We start from the raw sequence: 16,322 nt of genomic DNA on the forward strand, positions 1-16,322 counted from the left end.
ACGCGCACTCCTCCCAGGGGCGGAGGATGCGGACGCATACCGGCCATGCACGGGACTCACACAGCACGGTTCCCTACGATGGCGCGGTGACCAGTACCGCGTCCTCCACGGACACCCCGCAGGGCCAGGCGCCGCACGAGCAGCGGCCGCCCTGGCAGCAGCGGCTGCGCCGCTTCGGCTACCAGGGGCAGCCCAGCAGCGACGCCCGTGACGTCCGTGACCGCCTGGTGCCGCCGTACACCGAGCCCTCGCCGCGCCTGTGGGCGGCGCTCGGCGTCCCGCACAAGCAGGCGGGGCGGCTGGTGCGCTGGTCGGGCTGGATCGGCCCGCTGCTGGTCACGCTGCTGGCGGGGGTGCTGCGGTTCTGGAACCTGGGCAGCCCCAGGGCGGTGATATTCGACGAGACGTACTACGCCAAGGACGCCTGGGCGCTCGTCCACCGCGGCTTCGAGGTCAACTGGGCCAAGAACGCCAACGACCTGGTCCTGTCGTCGGGCGGGAACGTCCGGCTCCCGACCGACGCGGCGTACGTCGTGCATCCGCCGGTCGGCAAGTACGTCATCGGGCTGGGCGAGCTGCTGTTCGGGTTCGACCCGTTCGGCTGGCGGTTCATGACGGCCCTGCTCGGCACGCTGTCGGTGCTGCTGCTGTGCCGGATCGGCCGCCGGCTGTTCCGCTCCACGTTCCTGGGCTGCCTGGCGGGCGCGCTGATGGCGCTGGACGGCCTGCACTTCGTGATGAGCCGCACGGCGCTGCTCGACGGCGTGCTGATGTTCTTCGTGCTGGCCGCGTTCGGCTGTCTGCTGGTCGACCGGGACAAGGCCCGCGAGCGGCTCGCCGCCGCGCTCCCGGCGGACCCCGACGGCCGGGTCCGGCCCGACCGGCACGCCGCGGAGGCGACCCGCCTCGGATGGCGCCCCTGGCGCTGGGCGGCGGGCCTGATGCTGGGGCTGGCCATCGGCACGAAGTGGAACGGCCTGTACATCCTGGCCGCGTTCTGCCTGATGGCGGTGTTGTGGGACGTCGCCTCGCGCCGGGTCGCCGGTGCGCGGCACCCGTACAGCGCGGTCCTGCGCCGCGACACGGGCCTGGCGTTCCTCGCCACGGTGCCGGTCGCCCTGGTCACCTACCTCGCCTCCTGGACCGGCTGGATCCTCTCCGCGACGAACGGCTCGGGCGGCTACTACCGCAACTGGGCCGCGACCGACGGCAAGGGCGGCAGCTGGACCTTCCTGCCCGACTGGCTGCGCAGCCTGTGGCACTACGAGCACCAGGTGTACGAGTTCCACGTCGGGCTGTCCTCGCCGCACACCTACCAGTCCAACCCGTGGAGCTGGCTGGTCCTCGGCCGCCCGGTGTCGTACTTCTACGAGTCCCCGGCGCCCGGCAAGGACGGCTGCCCCTCCGACGCCGGCGAGAAGTGCGCCCGCGAGGTCCTGGCCCTCGGCACGCCCCTGCTGTGGTGGGTCGCCTGCTTCGCTGTGCTGTACGTGCTGTGGCGCTGGTTCTTCCGCCGCGACTGGCGCGCGGGCGCCATCGCCTGCGGCATCGCGGCCGGTTACCTGCCCTGGTTCATGTACCAGGAGCGCACGATCTTCTTCTTCTACGCCGTCGTCTTCCTGCCCTTCCTGTGCCTGGCGGTGGCGATGCTCCTGGGCGCGATCACCGGACCGCCCCGCTCCTCGGACACCCGCCGCGTCGCGGGCGCCACGGCCGCGGGCGTCCTGGTCCTGCTGATCACCTGGAACTTCATCTACTTCTGGCCCCTGTACACCGGCCAGGCCGTCCCGATCGACGACTGGCGGTCGCGGATGTGGCTGGACACCTGGGTCTGAGCCGTTATTCGGTCAAGTAATCGAATCAGCTGCGCCTTGTGTCGCCCCGTGCGCCTAGAGTGCTCACGGATCGAGCTTCTGAACGCGTTCAAAGGACCGCGTGAGGCTCGCACGGGGAGGGGACGGCCCAATGGGCAAGGGGTCAAGGCCGCCGCCATAGGCGGCGTGTTCGCGGTGATGCTGGGCGGGGCCGGATACGGCACCTACAACATCATGAGTGCGCTGAACGGTGACGGGGGCGGCAGCGGGGTGGCCGCGGAGAAGAAGTCGGGGCCGCCCGGGAAGGACGAGGTCGAGAGGACCACCGACAGGTTCTTCGCCGCCTGGGAGCAGGGCGCGGTCTCGACGGCGGCGTCGTACACCAACAACGACGCGGCCGCCGAGCAGCTGCTGACCGCCTTCGAGGACGAGGCGCACATCAGGGATGTGAAGATCACGCCGGGTGCGGCCCGGGGTACCACCGTGCCCTTCACGGTGAAGGCGAAGGTGGCCTACGACGGGAAGTCCAAGCCCCTGAGCTACCAGAGCCGGCTGACGGTCGTGCGCGGGATCACCACCGGCCGGGCCCTGGTCGACTGGCGGCCGTCCGTCGTGCACCCCGAGCTGAGGAAGGACGACACCCTCGTCACCGAGGAGTCGGCCGCCCCGCCCATCGAGGCCGTGGGCCGTGACGGCTCCGAGCTGACGAAGGAGAAGTACCCCTCCCTCGGCCCGGTCCTGGACGCCCTGCGCGACAAGTACGGCGAGAAGGCCGGCGGCACCCCCGGCGTCGAACTGGTCGTCCGGCACACCGCCGGGAACGCTCCCGACACCCCGCTGCTCACCCTCGCCGAGGGCAGGCCGGGCAAGCTCGCCACCACGATCAGCCCGAGCGCCCAGGCGGCGGCCGAGCAGGCGGTCAAGCGGTTCGCCCAGTCCTCGGTGGTGGCGGTCAAGCCCAGCACCGGCGAGGTCATGGCCGTCGCCAACCACCGCACGGACGCCTTCAGCGCGGCCTTCCAGGGCCAGGCGGCACCCGGCTCGACGATGAAGATCATCACCGCCGCCATGCTCATCGACAACGGCGTGACCTCGATGAACGGCCCGGCTCCCTGCCCCGACACCGCCGTGTGGCAGAGCCAGACGTTCAAGAACCTGACGGGCATGGCGCCCAACGAGAACGCCACGCTCGCCAACAGCTTCATGCGCTCCTGCAACACCGCCTTCGTCAAGCTCATCGACGAGGAGCCGCTCACCGACGCCTCGCTGGCCCAGGAGGCCGAACAGCGCTTCGGGCTGGGGCGGGATGACTGGAGGACCGGCATCGCCTCCTTCGACGGCAGCGTCCCGGCGGCCGGCGGCCCGGACCGGGCGGCCGGCGCCATCGGGCAGGGGCAGGTGCAGATGAGCCCGCTGAACATGGCCTCGGTGACCGCCACCGCCATCACCGGCACCTTCCGCCAGCCCTACCTCGTCCCGCCCGGTCTGGACGACCGCCGGCTGGCCCGGGCGCAGGGCCTGAAGGCGAGCACCGCCGCCCAGCTGAAGCAGATGATGCGGCTCACCGCCACCCGGGGCACCGCGCAGGAGGCCATGCGCGGGCTCACCGGCGACATCGGCGCCAAGACCGGATCGGCCGAGGTCGACGGCAACGCGAAGTCCAACAGCTGGTTCACCGGCTTCCGGGGCGATATCGCGGCGGCGGCCATGACCGAGGAGGGCGGGCACGGCGGCGACGCGGCCGGGCCGATTGTCGCAGCCGTGCTACGAACGGGTGGCTGATCTCACCTGTGCCGGACGGGACTCTAGGGTGGTGGCCGTCGTTGGGACGGCTGAGGGCGACGGGGACCCTGGGGATTCACGGAGGACAGAACAGCAGTGGGCAACAGAAGGCGCGTCGCCGAGCGACGGAAGACGAGTCCCGCCGTGATCGGCGGGATGATCGCCGTGGTCGTCGTGGGTGCCGGGGCCGGAGCCTACGCGCTGTACGGCGGTGGCGCCGCGGCCGACGACGGGACCCGCGCGTCCTCGGACGGCAAGCCCGAGGTGAAGACCGGGCCGCTGTCGGCCACCGAGGTCACCACCGCCGCCCGCGCCTTCCTCACCGCCTGGCAGTCCGGGAAGCTCCCGCAGGCCGCGGCCGCCACCGACGACCCGGCCGCGGCCCGGGCCCTGCTCACCGGCTACACCAAGGACGCCCGCGTCAAGGACGTCACCCTCACCCCGGGCGTGCGCACCGGCGACAGGGTGCCGTTCTCGGTCAGGGGCACGGTGGCCTACAAGGGCACCGAGAAGCCGCTGGCGTACACCGGCGCCCTCACCGTCGTCCGCCGCGCGAGTGACGGAAAGCCCCTGGTCGACTGGCACGCGGCGGTCGTCCACCCCGACCTGAGGGACGGCGACCGGCTGGTCACCGGCGAGGCGGGCACGCCTCCGGTCAAGGCGCTCGACCGCGACGGCGGCGAACTGACCAAGGAGAAGTACGCCTCGATCGGCCCGATCCTGGACGGCCTGCGCGAGAAGTACGGCAAGAAGGCCGGCGGCAAGGCGGGCATCGAGCTGCGAGTCGTGCGCGGGAAGGCCGCCCAGGCGAAGGACCTGTCCGACAAGACGCTGCTGGAGCTGAGCGAGGGCACGCCGGGCACGGTGAAGACCACGCTGGATCCGGCGCTCCAGGCCGCCGCCGAGAAGCAGGTGGCGAAGAAGGCCCGGTCCTCGGTGGCCGTGGTGCGGGTGTCGACCGGCGAGATCCTGGCCGCCGCCAACGCCTCCCCCGGCTTCAACACCGCCTTCCAGGGCTCCCTGGCCCCCGGCTCCACGATGAAGGTCGTCACCTCGTCGCTGCTGATCGAGAAGGGCCTGGCCTCGGCGGACAAGAAGCACCCGTGCCCGAAGTACTTCACGTACGGGCACTGGAAGTTCCAGAACGACGACAAGTTCGAGATCAAGGACGGCACGTTCAAGGCGAGCTTCGCCCGCTCCTGCAACACGGCCTTCATCAGCCAGGCGCCCAAGCTGAAGGACGACGACCTGACCAGGCAGGCCCAGCAGGTGTTCGGCCTGGGGCTGAACAACTGGGCGATCGGGGTGCCGTCCTTCGACGGTGCGGTGCCGGTGCAGTCGGCGGCCCAGATGGGTGCCTCGCTGATCGGGCAGGGCGGGGTGCGGATGAACCCGCTGAACATGGCGTCGGTGTCGGCGACCGTGAAGGCCGGCACCTTCCGCCAGCCCTACCTGGTCTCCCCGGAGGTGGACGGGCGCAGGCTGGCGACGGCCTCGCGCACGATGTCGGCGGGCACGCTGTCCCAGCTGCGCGAGCTGATGGCGTACACGGCGGCGGCCGGCACGGCGGCCGAGGCGATGGCCGGGGTCGGCGGGGACGTCGGCGCGAAGACCGGGTCCGCCGAGGTCGACGGGCAGAAGAAGCCCAACGGCTGGTTCACGGCCTACCGGAACGACCTGGCGGCCGCGGGCGTGGTCCAGCAGGGCGGGCACGGCGGCTCCACGGCCGGCCCGATCGTCGCGGCCCTGCTGAAGGCGGGCGGCTGAGCCCCGGGCCCCGGGGCTAGTGCGTCACCGGTTCCACGGCGGCCGTGTACGTCCGCCGCAGGAACCGCAGCAGCGCCTGCCGCTCGAACTGCACCACCGACACGCCCTGCGCGGAGTGCAACTCCACGATGGCCTGCACCCGGCCGCAGGGCCACACCCGGACCTCGCCGCTGCCCGCGGGGGCCCGCAGCCCTTCCTCCAGCAGCCGGCGGTCGAAGGCCCACTCCCGCCCCCCGGCCCCGGGCAGGGCGATGCGCACGAGGCGCGGGTCGTGCTCGGGGTCGTACCGCAGGGTGACCGGTATCGACTCCAGCTCGTCGGTCAACGGAACCGCCGCGTCCGTGACGATGTGGGCTCGCGCGTACTGCTCGACTACGGACATCGGACGGTCCCTTCACCGTGCGTTGTCTCCGGAGAGAAAGTGCGTCGGCCCCCTCTCCAATGTCGCATATTTTCCGGATTGCACCCCTTGAGGCGCACATATCACGGATGAGATAAAACGAGGAGGACGCTCTTGCATATCGTTCGCATCTAGCCACATCATCGAACGGTGCATGTACCTGACGGATTCATCAACGCCCCCACCTCTGCGGCCACCGGTGTGATCGCCGCGGGCGCCGTCGCCGTGAGTCTGCGCGGCGCACGGCGTGAGCTCGACGAGCGCACGGCGCCGCTGGCCGGTCTCGTCGCGGCGTTCATCTTCGCGGTGCAGATGCTCAACTTCCCCGTCGCGGCGGGGACCAGCGGCCATCTGCTCGGCGGTGCGCTGGCCGCGATCCTCGTGGGCCCGTACACGGGTGTCCTGTGCGTCTCCGTCGTGCTGCTCATGCAGGGCATCCTCTTCGCCGACGGCGGTCTGACGGCGCTCGGCGTCAACATCACCAACATGGGGATCGTCACCGTGGTGGTGGCCTACGCCCTCTTCCGCGGCCTGGTGAAGGTGCTGCCCCGCTCCCGCCGCTCGGTCACCGCGGCCTCCTTCGTCGCCGCCCTGGTGTCCGTGCCGGCCGCCGCCCTGGCCTTCACGCTGATGTACGCCGTCGGCGGCACCACCGACGTCTCGATCGGCAAGGTCGCCACCGCCATGGTCGGCGTGCACGTCCTCATCGGCCTCGGCGAGGCCGTGATCACCTCGCTGACGGTGGGTGCCGTCGTAGCCGTACGGCCGGACCTCGTGCACGGGGCGCGCGGGCTGGAGCAGAAACTGAAGCTGCGGGTGAACGGCGAACTCGTCGACGTACCGGGCACCGAGCCCGCGCCCGTCGCCGCACGCGCCTCACGGCGCACGCTGTGGATCACCGGTCTGGTCACCTCGCTCGTCCTCGCCGGATTCGTCAGCTTCTACGCCTCCGCCGACCCGGACGGCCTGGAGAAGGTCGCCTCCGACCACGGCATCGACAAGAAGGCCGAGGAGCACACCGTCGCGGACTCCCCGCTCGCCGACTACGGCGTCAAGGACGTCGACGACGCACGCCTGTCCGGAGGGCTGGCCGGGGTCATCGGCGTGGGCGTGACGGTGGTCGCGGGCACGGGCGTGTTCTGGGCGGTTCGCCGCCGGCGCACGGCGGACACCTCGCCGTCCGCCGTGGAGCAGCCCTCCGTGGAGCGGTCCACCGCGAAGAGCGTCTGACATGGGTGCCGGGCACGCGCACAAGCTCTACCGGCACGGGCACTCGCCCGTGCACGGCCTGCCGCCGCACACCAAGCTGGCCGCCGTGTTCGCCTTCGTGGTGGTCGTGGTGTCGACACCGCGGGAGGCCATGTGGGCGTTCGGGCTGTACGCCGTGCTGCTGGGGGTCGTGGCGTACGTCGCGCGCGTGCCCGCCGCCTTCCTGCTCGGGCGGCTGCTGATCGAGGTGCCGTTCGTGGCGTTCGCGGTGCTGATGCCGTTCGTGGCTGAGGGCGAGCGGGTCGAGGTGCTCGGGCTGTCCCTGAGCGTGAACGGCCTGTGGGGCGCCTGGAACGTGCTCGCCAAGGGCACGCTCGGCGTGGCCGCGTCCGTCCTGCTCGCCGCCACCACCGAACTGCGCGAACTGCTCCTCGGCCTGCAGCGGCTCAGGCTCCCGCCGCTGCTCGTGCAGATCGCGTCCTTCATGATCCGCTACGGCGACGTCGTCACGGACGAGATGCGGCGCATGCGGATCGCCCGGGAGTCGCGCGGCTTCGAGGCGCGGGGCGTGCGCCACTGGGGCGTGCTCGCCAAGTCGGCGGGCGCGCTGTTCATCCGTTCCTACGAGCGTGGTGAGCGCGTGCACCTGGCCATGCTCAGCCGCGGGTACGCCGGTTCCATGCCGGTCATCGACGAGGTGAGCGCGTCCCGGGCGCAGTGGTCGTACGCGCTCGCCCTCCCGGGCGCCGCTCTCGCCGTCTGTCTGCTGGGATGGACCCTGTGACTGCTTCCCTTGAGGTCTCCGGCCTCGCCTTCGCCTACCCCGACGGGCACCAGGCCCTGTTCGGGGTCGACTTCTCGATCGCCCGCGGTGAGCGGGTCGCCCTGCTCGGGCCGAACGGCGCCGGCAAGACGACCCTGGTGCTGCACCTGAACGGCATCCTCACCGGCGGCGCCGGCACGGTGAGGGTCGCCGGGCTGCCGGTGGACAAGCGGAACATGGCCGAGGTCAGGCGCCGGGTCGGCATCGTCTTCCAGGACCCGGACGACCAGCTGTTCATGCCGACGGTCCGCGAGGACGTGGCGTTCGGGCCGACGGCGGCCGGGTTGAAGGGCCCGGAGCTGGAGCAGCGCGTGGACCGGGCGCTGGAGCGGGTCGGCATGGCGCAGTTCAAGGACCGGCCGCCGCACCACCTCTCCTTCGGGCAGCGCCGCCGGGTGGCCGTCGCGACCGTGCTGGCGATGGAGCCGGAGATCCTCGTCCTGGACGAGCCCTCCTCCAACCTCGACCCCGCCTCCCGCCGCGAGTTGGCCGACATCCTGCGCTCGCTGGACGTGACGGTGCTGATGGTCACCCACGACCTCCCCTACGCGCTGGAGCTGTGCCCGCGCTCCCTGGTCCTCAGCGAGGGCGTGATCGCGGCGGACGGCCCGACCGCCGAGCTGCTCTCCGACGATGAGCTGATGCGGGCGCACCGCCTGGAGCTGCCGTTCGGCTTCGATCCGCGTTCCGTGCCGGCCGCGCCCGCCCGTCCGTGACAATGGGCGCGTGACGAACGAGGAGAGCGACGCGTCGCTGCTGCTGGACCAGCAGTTGTGCTTCGCGCTGTACGCCGCCCAGCGCGCGGTGACGGCCGCCTACCGTCCGCTCCTCGACGACCTCGGCCTCACCTATCCCCAGTACCTCGTCCTGCTCGTGCTCTGGGAGCGCGGCGAGACCTCGGTCAAGGAACTGGCCGCGGCCCTGCGCCTCGACTACGGCACCGTCTCGCCGCTGCTGAAGCGGCTGGAGTCGGCGGGTCTGGTACGGCGTGCGCGGTCGGTGCGGGACGAGCGGTCGGTGCGCGTGGCGGTGACTGGGCGCGGGGAGGAGCTCCGCGAGCGGGCCGCCCGCGTGCCCGGGGCGCTGCTCGCCGCCACGGGCCTCGACGCGGCCCAGGTCGCGCGGTTGCGCGCGGAGCTGGGACTGCTGGCGGAGCGGGCGGACGCGGCGGCGGACCGGGCCCGCTGATCCCGCAGTCGGGTTACCCCCGGTTGCCCACCCCCTGGCGCCCGCGGCAGGTTACTGGTCAGTACCTTGTGCGCGATGTACTTGCGCGCATCTGTTCCTGGGGAAGGCCCGCCATGACCGAAGCCACCGCTGCCACCGCCGAAACCACCGGAGACACCCGGCCCACGAAGATCAGGTACGTCGCCGAGGCCACCGCCCACGGCGGCCGCGAGGGCTACGTCACCAGCCAGGACGGACGGCTCGACCTCAAGGTCGCGATGCCTCCGCAGCTCGGCGGCGACGGCAACGGCACCAACCCCGAACAGCTCTTCGCGGCCGGCTACAGCTCCTGCTTCCACAACGCCCTGATCCTGGTCGGCAACCGCGAGGGCTACGACCTCACCGGCTCCACGGTCTCCGCGAAGGTCGGCATCGGCCCCAACCGGCAGCGCGGCTACGGCCTCGCGGTCGCCCTCGCCGTCTCCCTGCCGGTCGTCGACCCCGACCTCGCGACGCGGCTGGTGGAGACGGCCCACGAGGTCTGCCCTTACTCGAACGCGACCCGCGGGAACATCGACGTGACCATCCTGCTTGGGTGAAGGGGAGCGAACCGGCGGAACGAGGAGGAGTACGGACGTGGACGTGCACGGCACAGTGGCCGAGGGCTTCGAGCCGGTCAGGGAAGCGTTCGTGCGGAACTTCGAGTCCCTCGGGGAGCGGGGCGCGGCGGTCGCCGTGCTGCGGGGCGGGCGCCCGGTCGTCGACCTGTGGGCCGGCACGAAGGACGTCGACGGCACGGCCCCCTGGGAGCGGGGCACCGCCCAGGTGGTGCGCTCCGCGACGAAGGGCGTCGCGGCGGCCGTCCTGCTGCTGCTGCGCCAGCGCGGGCTGCTGGACCTGGACGCGCCGGTGGGGCACTACTGGCCGGAGTTCAAGGCGCAGGGCAAGGAGCGGGTGCTGGTCCGGCACGTGCTGAACCACCGGGCCGGGCTCCCGGTCCTGGACCGGCCCCTCACTCCCCAGGAAGCCCTCGACCCGCTGCGGGGCCCGGCGGCCGTCGCCGCGCAGGCCCCGGTCTGGGAGCCGGGCACCGACCACGGCTACCACGCGCTGACCTACGGCTGGCTGGTCGACGAATTGGTGCGGCGCGTCACCGGCCAGGGCACCGGCGAGTGGCTGGCCGCGCAGGTCACCGGCCCGCTCGGGCTCGACCTGTGGCTCGGCCTGCCGGCGGCGGAGGCGGGGCGGGTCGGGCGCGTGGGCCGCGTCGAGGGCCCCGAGCCGGCCGGCGGGCTGCGCGCCCGCCCCAAGCGCTCGGTCACCGAGGCCTACGGGGACCCGGAGTCCCTCACCCGCCGCGCCTTCGCCGCCATCACCCCGTTCCCGGAGCAGAACGACCCCGCCTACCTCGCGGCGGCCCTGCCCGCGACCAACGCCGTCGCGACGGCGGACGGACTGGCCCGCTTCTACGCGGCGCTGATCGGCGACACCGCCGGTGCCGCCCGGCTGTTCACCCCGGAGACGGTGGAACTGGCCCGGGCCGAGGAGTCGGCGGGCCCGGACCGGGTGCTGGTGGTCGGCACCCGCTTCGGCCTCGGCTACATGCTGCACGGCACCGCCTCCCCCTTCCTCGCCCCGGGCTCCTTCGGCCACCCGGGACGCGGCGGCGCCCTCGGGTTCGCCGACCCGGAGACGGGAATCGCCTTCGGCTACGTCACCAACGGCTTCCGCAAGACGGTGACGGCGGACCCGCGGGCGCAGGGGCTGGTGCGGGCGGTGCGGGACGTGCTGGGCCGGCAGTCCTCCTGAGCCCCGCTAGACGTGGATCGGGTGGGAGGTCCGCCCGGACGCCTGGTCGATCTCCTCGTGCGCCTTGGTCAGCAGCCGCATGGCGAGTTCGTTGAGCGCCCGGGCCCCGGCGATCTCCTCCCCGACCCGGGGCTGATTCGGGTCGGACCGGTGCCGGCTGGCGTGCCCGTGCGCCCGGACCTCGGAGCCGTCGGGCAGGCGGACCATCGCGGCCGCGCGGGTGTGCTGGTCGTCCTCCATGAACTCCAGCTCGACGTGCCATCCCGTCGTCGTGTGCATCATGCGGATCACCTCCGGAGCGTCTAGTTCCAGGGTGCTCCCCTCACCCGCCCGACGCACCCGTCCCGCAAGGGCCTACCCGGCGTGCAGCATCAGCCCGATGCCGACGACGAGCAGCCCGGCCGCCGCGATCCTCGGCATCCCGAACCGCTCCTTGAAGAACACGGCCCCGATCGCCGCGCCCACGATGACCGACGACTCGCGCAGGGCCGCGATGGGGGCGAGTGCGGCCCGGGTCTGGGCCCACAGCACGAGCGCGTAGGCGGCGACGGACAGCGCCGCTCCGGCCAGCCCGAGCACGGCGAAGGGGCGCAGGACCGCCGCGGTCCCCCCGCGCCAGCGCCACAGGGCGTACCCCGGGAGCACCGCCCCCTGGACCGCCATCAGCCAGGCGACGTATCCCAGGGAGGACCCCGAGGCACGCACGCCCAGCCCGTCGACCACGGTGTACGCCGCTATCGTCAGCCCGGTCGCCAGGGCCACCCCGATCGCCGCCCAGTCGGGCCGGTGACCGCGCAGCCCCCACAGGGCGACGCCGGTCAGCCCCGCGCAGGCCAGGGCGATCCCGGCGGCGGCCCGGCCGTCGGGCACCTCGTCGGCGAGCAGGGCGGCGAGCACGGTCACGACCAGGGGCGCGGTGCCGCGTGCGATGGGGTAGGCCTGGCCGAAGTCCCCCAGCCGGAAGGACCTCATCAGCAGCGCGTAGTAGGCGATGTGGATGACGGCGGAGCCCAGCAGGTACGGCCATGCCGCGGCCGCGGGGAACGCCGCGAACGGCGCCAGGGCCAGCCCGATCAGCAGCCCGCCGCCCGAGATCAGCGCGAAGCCGGCCAGCTTGTCGGTGATCTTGTGGGCGAGGGCGTTCCAGCAGGCGTGGGTCACGGCGGCGAGCAGGACCGCGGCGGTGACCAGTGGCGTCACGAGGTGCGCTCACGCACGTCCACGAGGGTGCCGCCGGCGTGGCTGACGAGGTCACGCGGTGCCATCGGGAAGACGGTGTACGGCGTCCCGGCGGCGGCCCAGACGACGTCGTGGGCGAGCAGGGAGCGGTCGGCGAGGACGCGGGTCCTGGTGCGGTGCCCGAAGGGCGGCACGCCGCCGATGGCGTATCCGGTGGTCTCCCGCACGACCTCGGCCCGGGCCCGGGTGACCTTTTCCGCGCCGAGTTCCCGGCGCACGAGCTCGACGTCCACGCGGGAGGCGCCGTCCATCAGGACGAGCACGGGGACCCCGTCCGCCGCGAAGATCAGGGACTTGCAGATCTGGCTCAGTTCGCAGCCGAGCGCGGCGGCGGCCTCGGCGGCGGTGCGAGTGGCCTCGGGGAAGCGCCGCACGCGCCCTTCGAGCTCGTCGAGTCCGAGGTCTCGCAGGGCCTGGGCGAACCGGGGGTGCGCTCCGGAGCGGTCGGCGTCAGTGGCGGCTGTCGTCGTCATGCGGGCACGCTAGCGGTGCGTGTATCAGACACGCGAGCCGGTTTCAGGCAGCGCCGTCCTCCGCGGGGACGTCCGCGAACTCCCACCACGCCAGGGGCAGCCAGTCCCCGTCGACGAAGCCGTCCACGGATTGGCCGGTGCCGCGGATGGCCACGCGGGTTCCCACGGGGTAGGTCTGGCCGGACAGGCCGGAGACCGCTACGAGCAGAGTGCCGATACGTCGTGACAAGGCCATAGATCCTTTCTCCTCTTGGTGCAAATCGTCTCATCATGCACCAGCCTGGTATATGAGCCACGGCACATGGAGGTGCTTGACCATGAGGGCTGTCGTGTACAAGGGCCCCTTCGAGGTGGCGATAGAGCAAGTGGAGGATCCACGGATTCAGCACCCGAACGACGTGATCGTCCGGGTCACGTCGACCGCGATCTGCGGCTCGGACCTGCACATGTACGAGGGCCGTACCGCAGCGGAGCCGGGGATCGTGTTCGGTCACGAGAACCTCGGCGTCATCGAGGAGACAGGAGAGGGGGTCACCTCGCTCAGCAGCGGCGACCGGGTGGTCATGCCGTTCAACGTGGCCTGCGGTTTCTGCCGGAACTGTACGGCGGGGCTCACGGGCTTCTGCCTGACCGTGAACCCGGGCTTCGCCGGTGGCGCCTACGGCTATGTCGCGATGGGGCCCTACACGGGAGGGCAGGCGGAGTACGTGCGCGTCCCGTACGCCGACTTCAACTGCCTGAAACTCCCGGAGGGCACCGAGCAGGAGACCGACTTCGTCCTGCTCGCCGACATCTTCCCGACCGGCTACCACGGCAACGAACTGGCCGACGTGCGTCCCGGTGAGAGCGTCGCCGTGTACGGCGGCGGTCCGGTCGGGCTCATGGCCGCCTACTCCGCGATGCTGCGCGGCGCGAGCAAGGTGTTCGTGGTCGACCGGGTGGCGGAGCGACTGCAGAAGGCGGAGGAGATCGGCGCCGTGCCGATCGACTTCACGCAGGGCAACCCGGCGGAGCAGATCAAGGAGCACACCGACGGCCAGGGCACGGACAAGGGCGTCGACGCCGTCGGCTACCAGGCCCAGGCCCAGGGCGAGGACCGCGAGGAACCGGCGATCGTGCTCAACTCGCTCGTCGAGACGGTCCGGCCGACGGGTGCGCTCGGCGTGCCCGGCCTGTACGTCCCGAGCGACCCGGGCGGGCCGGACGACCAGGCCAAGAAGGGCATGCTGATGGTCTCCGTCGGACGTCTCTTCGAGAAGGGCCTGCGCATGGGCACCGGTCAGTGCAACGTCAAGCGGTACAACCGGCAGCTGCGGGACATGATCATCGAGGGCCGCGCGACCCCGAGCTTCGTCGTCTCGCACGAACTGCCGCTGGACCAGGCCCCGTCGGCGTACGAGAAGTTCGACAAGCGGATCGAGGGCTACACCAAGGTCGTGCTGCATCCGCACGGCTGAGCGCGGCGAACGGAGGAGAGCAGAAGGAGGCCGGTGAGGTCCCCGTCCCCACGGAGCCTCACCGGCCGGTTCTCCGGGGTGCCGTCAGGCGCGCACCAGCGCCCTGTCCCCGTCGCCCCGGTCGGACGCGGAGCGCAGTCCCTCGCCCTCGACGTCCACGTTCGGCAGGGCGCGGTCGAGCCACCTGGGCAGCCACCAGGCCTTGCGGCCGAGGAGGGCCAGGACGGCCGGGACGATGGCCATGCGGACGATGAACGCGTCGAAGAAGACCGCGATCGCGAGGCCGAAGCCGATCATCTTCACCATCGACTCCGAGGAGCCGATGAAGCCGGCGAAGACGGCGATCATGATGACCGCGGCGGCGCTGACGACCCGGGCGCCGTGCCGGAAGCCGGTCACCACGGCCTGGGCCGGCTTCTCGCCGTGCACGTAGGCCTCCCGCATCCGGGTCACGAGGAACACCTCGTAGTCCATGGCCAGGCCGAAGACCACGCCGACCATGAAGATCGGCATCATCGACATGACCGGCCCGGTCTGCTCGACGCCCATGAGGCCGGACAGCCAGCCCCACTGGAAGACCGCGACGACCGCGCCGAGCGCCGCCATCACCGACAGCAGGAAGCCGAGGGCCGCCTTCAGCGGGACGAGGATCGAGCGGAACACCACGATCAGGAGCAGGAAGGCCAGGCCGACGACCAGGACCAGGTAGGGCACGAGTGCGTCGTTGAGCTTCTGGCTGACGTCTATGTTCATGGCCGTGCTGCCGGTGACCAGGACGTTGGCGCCGGTGTCGGCCCTGACGTCCGTGCCCGCGTCGCGGATGCCGTGCACCAGGTCCTCGGTGGTGACGGAGGACGGCTTGGAGCCGGGGACGACGGTGATGGTGGCGGTGTCACCGGCCTTGTTGGGCGCGGGCGGCGTCACCGTGACGACGTCCTTCAGGCCCTTGATCTCGTCGCCGACCGCGGTGAAGGCGGCCTTCGGATCGTCGCTGTCCTTGGCGTCGACCACGACCATCAGCGGGCCGTTGAAGCCCGGCCCGAAGCCCTCGGACAGCAGGTCGTAGGCGCGGCGCTGGGTGGTGGAGGTGGGCTGGGAGCCGTCGTCCGGCAGGCCCAGTTCCAGGCTCGCGGCCGGGACGGCGGCCGCGCCGAGGCCGACGACGCCGAGCAGCAGGACCGCGACCGGGCGGCGGACCACGAAGCTCGCCCAGCGGCTGCCCAGGTTGGGCTTGGCGGGCCCGTCCTGCGCCTTTGCCCGGCCGAACAGCCTGCCCTTCTCCCCCGCCGGCCTGACCTTGCGGCCGGCGTATCCGAGCAGGGCGGGGATCATGGTGAGGGCGATCAGCACCGCGATGGCCACCGTGCCGGCCGCCGCGATGCCCATCTTCGTCAGCATCGGGATGTTGACGACGGACAAGCCCACCAGGGCGATCACCACGGTCAGGCCCGCGAACACCACGGCGGAACCCGCCGTGCCGACGGCCCGGCCGGCCGCCTCCTCGCGCTCGCGGCCCTCGGCCAGCTCGGCACGGTAGCGGGAGACGATGAACAGCGCGTAGTCGATGCCGACCGCGAGGCCGATCATCATCGCGAGGGTGGAGGTGGTCGTGCCCAGGTCCAGCGCGCTCGCCAGGGCGGTGATCGTGGAGACGCCGATCCCCACGCCGATGAGCGCGGTGAGCAGCGGCAGCCCGGCCGCGACCAGCGAGCCGAAGGTGATGACGAGGACCACCGCGGCGACCGCGATGCCGATGATCTCGCTGGAGCCGGTGTGCGGCACCGCCTGCAGCGCGTCACCGCCGATCTCGACGGTCAGCCCGGCCTTCCGGGCGTCCTGCGCGGAGTCCTCCAGGGCGTCCTTGGAGGCATCGTCGAGCTCCATCCCGGAGACCTTGTACGACACCTGCGCGTAGGCGATCGTGCCGTCCTTGCTGACGGCCTTCGCCTGGTACGGGTCGGTGACGCGGGCGACCTCGGAGCCGTCGGCCAGCTCCTTGACGGTCTCCCGCACCGTCGCCTTGTTGCCCGGGTCGGTCATCTTCTCGCCGCTCGGCGCCTTGAAGACCACGCGGGCGGTGGCGCCGTCCGCACTGGTGCCGGGGAAGCGCTGTTCCAGCAGGTCGAAGGCCTTCTGGGCCTCGGTGCCGGGGATGGAGAACGAGCTGTTGCCCGCGACGGGCGCGCCGGCCGCGCCGACCCCGGCGAGGGTCAGCAGGGCCACCCATATCAGGGCGATGAGATGGCGCCGCCGGAACGAGAGCCGGCCGATTTTATAGAGGAATGTGGCCACGAGGGCGTACTCCCGGTCAGGTCGTGAGGGTCTTCGGGGCAGGGGTGATCAGCCCGACGACGTGAGCGGTGACGTCAGGTGGAGGGCAGC

At 71.9% G+C, this 16,322-nt stretch carries 16 protein-coding genes; 10 read left to right on the plus strand and 6 right to left on the minus strand.

Annotated features, from left to right (window positions below; all coding sequences use genetic code 11):
• Window positions 1-86 precede the first annotated feature (86 nt).
• From ABTZ58_RS22455 to ABTZ58_RS22465, 3 genes are all read left to right on the plus strand, one after another.
• Window positions 87-1,835, plus strand: a complete 1,749-nt coding sequence (locus ABTZ58_RS22455; protein WP_351359389.1) for a dolichyl-phosphate-mannose--protein mannosyltransferase — start codon at window positions 87-89, stop codon at window positions 1,833-1,835.
• A gap of 177 nt (window positions 1,836-2,012) precedes the next feature.
• Window positions 2,013-3,596, plus strand: a complete 1,584-nt coding sequence (locus tag ABTZ58_RS22460) for a penicillin-binding transpeptidase domain-containing protein (RefSeq protein ID WP_351359479.1) — start codon at window positions 2,013-2,015, stop codon at window positions 3,594-3,596.
• 96 nt (window positions 3,597-3,692) lie between these two features.
• Window positions 3,693-5,363: a penicillin-binding transpeptidase domain-containing protein gene (locus tag ABTZ58_RS22465; protein ID WP_351359392.1), complete on the plus strand. Its 1,671-nt coding sequence runs from the start codon at window positions 3,693-3,695 to the stop codon at window positions 5,361-5,363.
• Between the two features lie 16 nt (window positions 5,364-5,379).
• Here the strand turns inward: ABTZ58_RS22465 and ABTZ58_RS22470 are convergent, their stop codons facing one another.
• Window positions 5,380-5,745 (minus strand): SsgA family sporulation/cell division regulator, encoded by a 366-nt coding sequence (locus tag ABTZ58_RS22470; protein WP_351359395.1) that lies wholly within the window; start codon window positions 5,743-5,745, stop codon window positions 5,380-5,382.
• A 168-nt stretch (window positions 5,746-5,913) separates the two neighbouring features.
• Here ABTZ58_RS22470 and ABTZ58_RS22475 point away from each other — a divergent pair, with 168 nt between their 5' ends.
• The 6 genes from ABTZ58_RS22475 (at window position 5,914) to ABTZ58_RS22500 (ending at window position 10,771) form a co-directional block, all read left to right on the plus strand.
• Window positions 5,914-6,993 (plus strand): energy-coupling factor ABC transporter permease, encoded by a 1,080-nt coding sequence (locus ABTZ58_RS22475; RefSeq protein ID WP_351359398.1) that lies wholly within the window; start codon window positions 5,914-5,916, stop codon window positions 6,991-6,993.
• A 1-nt stretch (window position 6,994) separates the two neighbouring features.
• Window positions 6,995-7,756 carry a cobalt ECF transporter T component CbiQ gene (gene cbiQ / locus ABTZ58_RS22480; protein ID WP_351359401.1) on the plus strand — a complete coding sequence of 254 codons (762 nt, stop codon included), beginning with the start codon at window positions 6,995-6,997 and terminating at the stop codon, window positions 7,754-7,756.
• The gene (locus tag ABTZ58_RS22485) at window positions 7,744-8,511 is read left to right on the plus strand and encodes an energy-coupling factor ABC transporter ATP-binding protein (protein WP_351359404.1); all 768 of its coding nucleotides are present in this window, start codon (window positions 7,744-7,746) and stop codon (window positions 8,509-8,511) included. Before cbiQ ends, ABTZ58_RS22485 begins: the two co-directional genes overlap by 13 nt.
• 10 nt (window positions 8,512-8,521) lie before the next feature.
• Window positions 8,522-8,983, plus strand: a complete 462-nt coding sequence (locus tag ABTZ58_RS22490) for a MarR family winged helix-turn-helix transcriptional regulator (protein WP_351359407.1) — start codon at window positions 8,522-8,524, stop codon at window positions 8,981-8,983.
• Window positions 8,984-9,096: 113 nt separating this feature from the next.
• Window positions 9,097-9,561, plus strand: coding sequence for an organic hydroperoxide resistance protein (locus ABTZ58_RS22495; protein ID WP_351359410.1), 465 nt, complete (start codon window positions 9,097-9,099; stop codon window positions 9,559-9,561).
• A gap of 37 nt (window positions 9,562-9,598) precedes the next feature.
• On the plus strand, window positions 9,599-10,771 hold the full coding sequence (locus ABTZ58_RS22500) for a serine hydrolase domain-containing protein (RefSeq protein WP_351359413.1): 1,173 nt from the start codon (window positions 9,599-9,601) through the stop codon (window positions 10,769-10,771).
• Window positions 10,772-10,777: 6 nt separating this feature from the next.
• Here ABTZ58_RS22500 and ABTZ58_RS22505 read toward each other — a convergent pair whose 3' ends face one another.
• From ABTZ58_RS22505 to ABTZ58_RS22520, 4 genes are all read right to left on the minus strand, one after another.
• Window positions 10,778-11,053: a DUF1876 domain-containing protein gene (locus ABTZ58_RS22505; RefSeq protein ID WP_351359416.1), complete on the minus strand. Its 276-nt coding sequence runs from the start codon at window positions 11,051-11,053 to the stop codon at window positions 10,778-10,780.
• A gap of 72 nt (window positions 11,054-11,125) precedes the next feature.
• Window positions 11,126-11,971: an EamA family transporter gene (locus tag ABTZ58_RS22510; RefSeq protein ID WP_351359419.1), complete on the minus strand. Its 846-nt coding sequence runs from the start codon at window positions 11,969-11,971 to the stop codon at window positions 11,126-11,128.
• Complete coding sequence (locus ABTZ58_RS22515; protein ID WP_351359422.1) at window positions 11,968-12,483, minus strand: YbaK/EbsC family protein; 516 nt, start codon at window positions 12,481-12,483, stop codon at window positions 11,968-11,970. The genes ABTZ58_RS22510 and ABTZ58_RS22515 overlap by 4 nt, the downstream gene beginning before the upstream one ends.
• 43 nt (window positions 12,484-12,526) lie before the next feature.
• On the minus strand, window positions 12,527-12,712 hold the full coding sequence (locus tag ABTZ58_RS22520) for a hypothetical protein (protein ID WP_351359425.1): 186 nt from the start codon (window positions 12,710-12,712) through the stop codon (window positions 12,527-12,529).
• An 88-nt stretch (window positions 12,713-12,800) separates the two neighbouring features.
• On the opposite strand from ABTZ58_RS22520, the gene ABTZ58_RS22525 reads away from it, so the two are divergent.
• Window positions 12,801-13,940 carry a glutathione-independent formaldehyde dehydrogenase gene (locus ABTZ58_RS22525; RefSeq protein WP_351359428.1) on the plus strand — a complete coding sequence of 380 codons (1,140 nt, stop codon included), beginning with the start codon at window positions 12,801-12,803 and terminating at the stop codon, window positions 13,938-13,940.
• A gap of 84 nt (window positions 13,941-14,024) precedes the next feature.
• On the opposite strand, the gene ABTZ58_RS22530 is transcribed toward ABTZ58_RS22525, so the two are convergent.
• The gene (locus ABTZ58_RS22530; RefSeq protein ID WP_351359431.1) at window positions 14,025-16,232 is read right to left on the minus strand and encodes an MMPL family transporter; all 2,208 of its coding nucleotides are present in this window, start codon (window positions 16,230-16,232) and stop codon (window positions 14,025-14,027) included.
• Window positions 16,233-16,322: the final 90 nt, after the last annotated feature.

Source organism: Streptomyces sp. NPDC094143, assembly GCF_040303825.1.
Lineage (GTDB): Bacteria > Actinomycetota > Actinomycetes > Streptomycetales > Streptomycetaceae > Streptomyces.

What these genes read in the sequence shown, in the direction of transcription:
- ABTZ58_RS22460 (WP_351359479.1), top strand. Translation starts at nt 2,013, where the DNA reads ATGCTGGGCGGGGCCGGATACGGCACCTACAACATCATGAGTGCGCTG.
- ABTZ58_RS22470 (WP_351359395.1), bottom strand. Translation starts at nt 5,745, where the DNA reads ATGTCCGTAGTCGAGCAGTACGCGCGAGCCCACATCGTCACGGACGCG.
- cbiQ (WP_351359401.1), top strand. Translation starts at nt 6,995, where the DNA reads ATGGGTGCCGGGCACGCGCACAAGCTCTACCGGCACGGGCACTCGCCC.
- ABTZ58_RS22485 (WP_351359404.1), top strand. Translation starts at nt 7,744, where the DNA reads ATGGACCCTGTGACTGCTTCCCTTGAGGTCTCCGGCCTCGCCTTCGCC.
- ABTZ58_RS22495 (WP_351359410.1), top strand. Translation starts at nt 9,097, where the DNA reads ATGACCGAAGCCACCGCTGCCACCGCCGAAACCACCGGAGACACCCGG.
- ABTZ58_RS22505 (WP_351359416.1), bottom strand. Translation starts at nt 11,053, where the DNA reads ATGATGCACACGACGACGGGATGGCACGTCGAGCTGGAGTTCATGGAG.
- ABTZ58_RS22515 (WP_351359422.1), bottom strand. Translation starts at nt 12,483, where the DNA reads ATGACGACGACAGCCGCCACTGACGCCGACCGCTCCGGAGCGCACCCC.
- ABTZ58_RS22525 (WP_351359428.1), top strand. Translation starts at nt 12,801, where the DNA reads ATGAGGGCTGTCGTGTACAAGGGCCCCTTCGAGGTGGCGATAGAGCAA.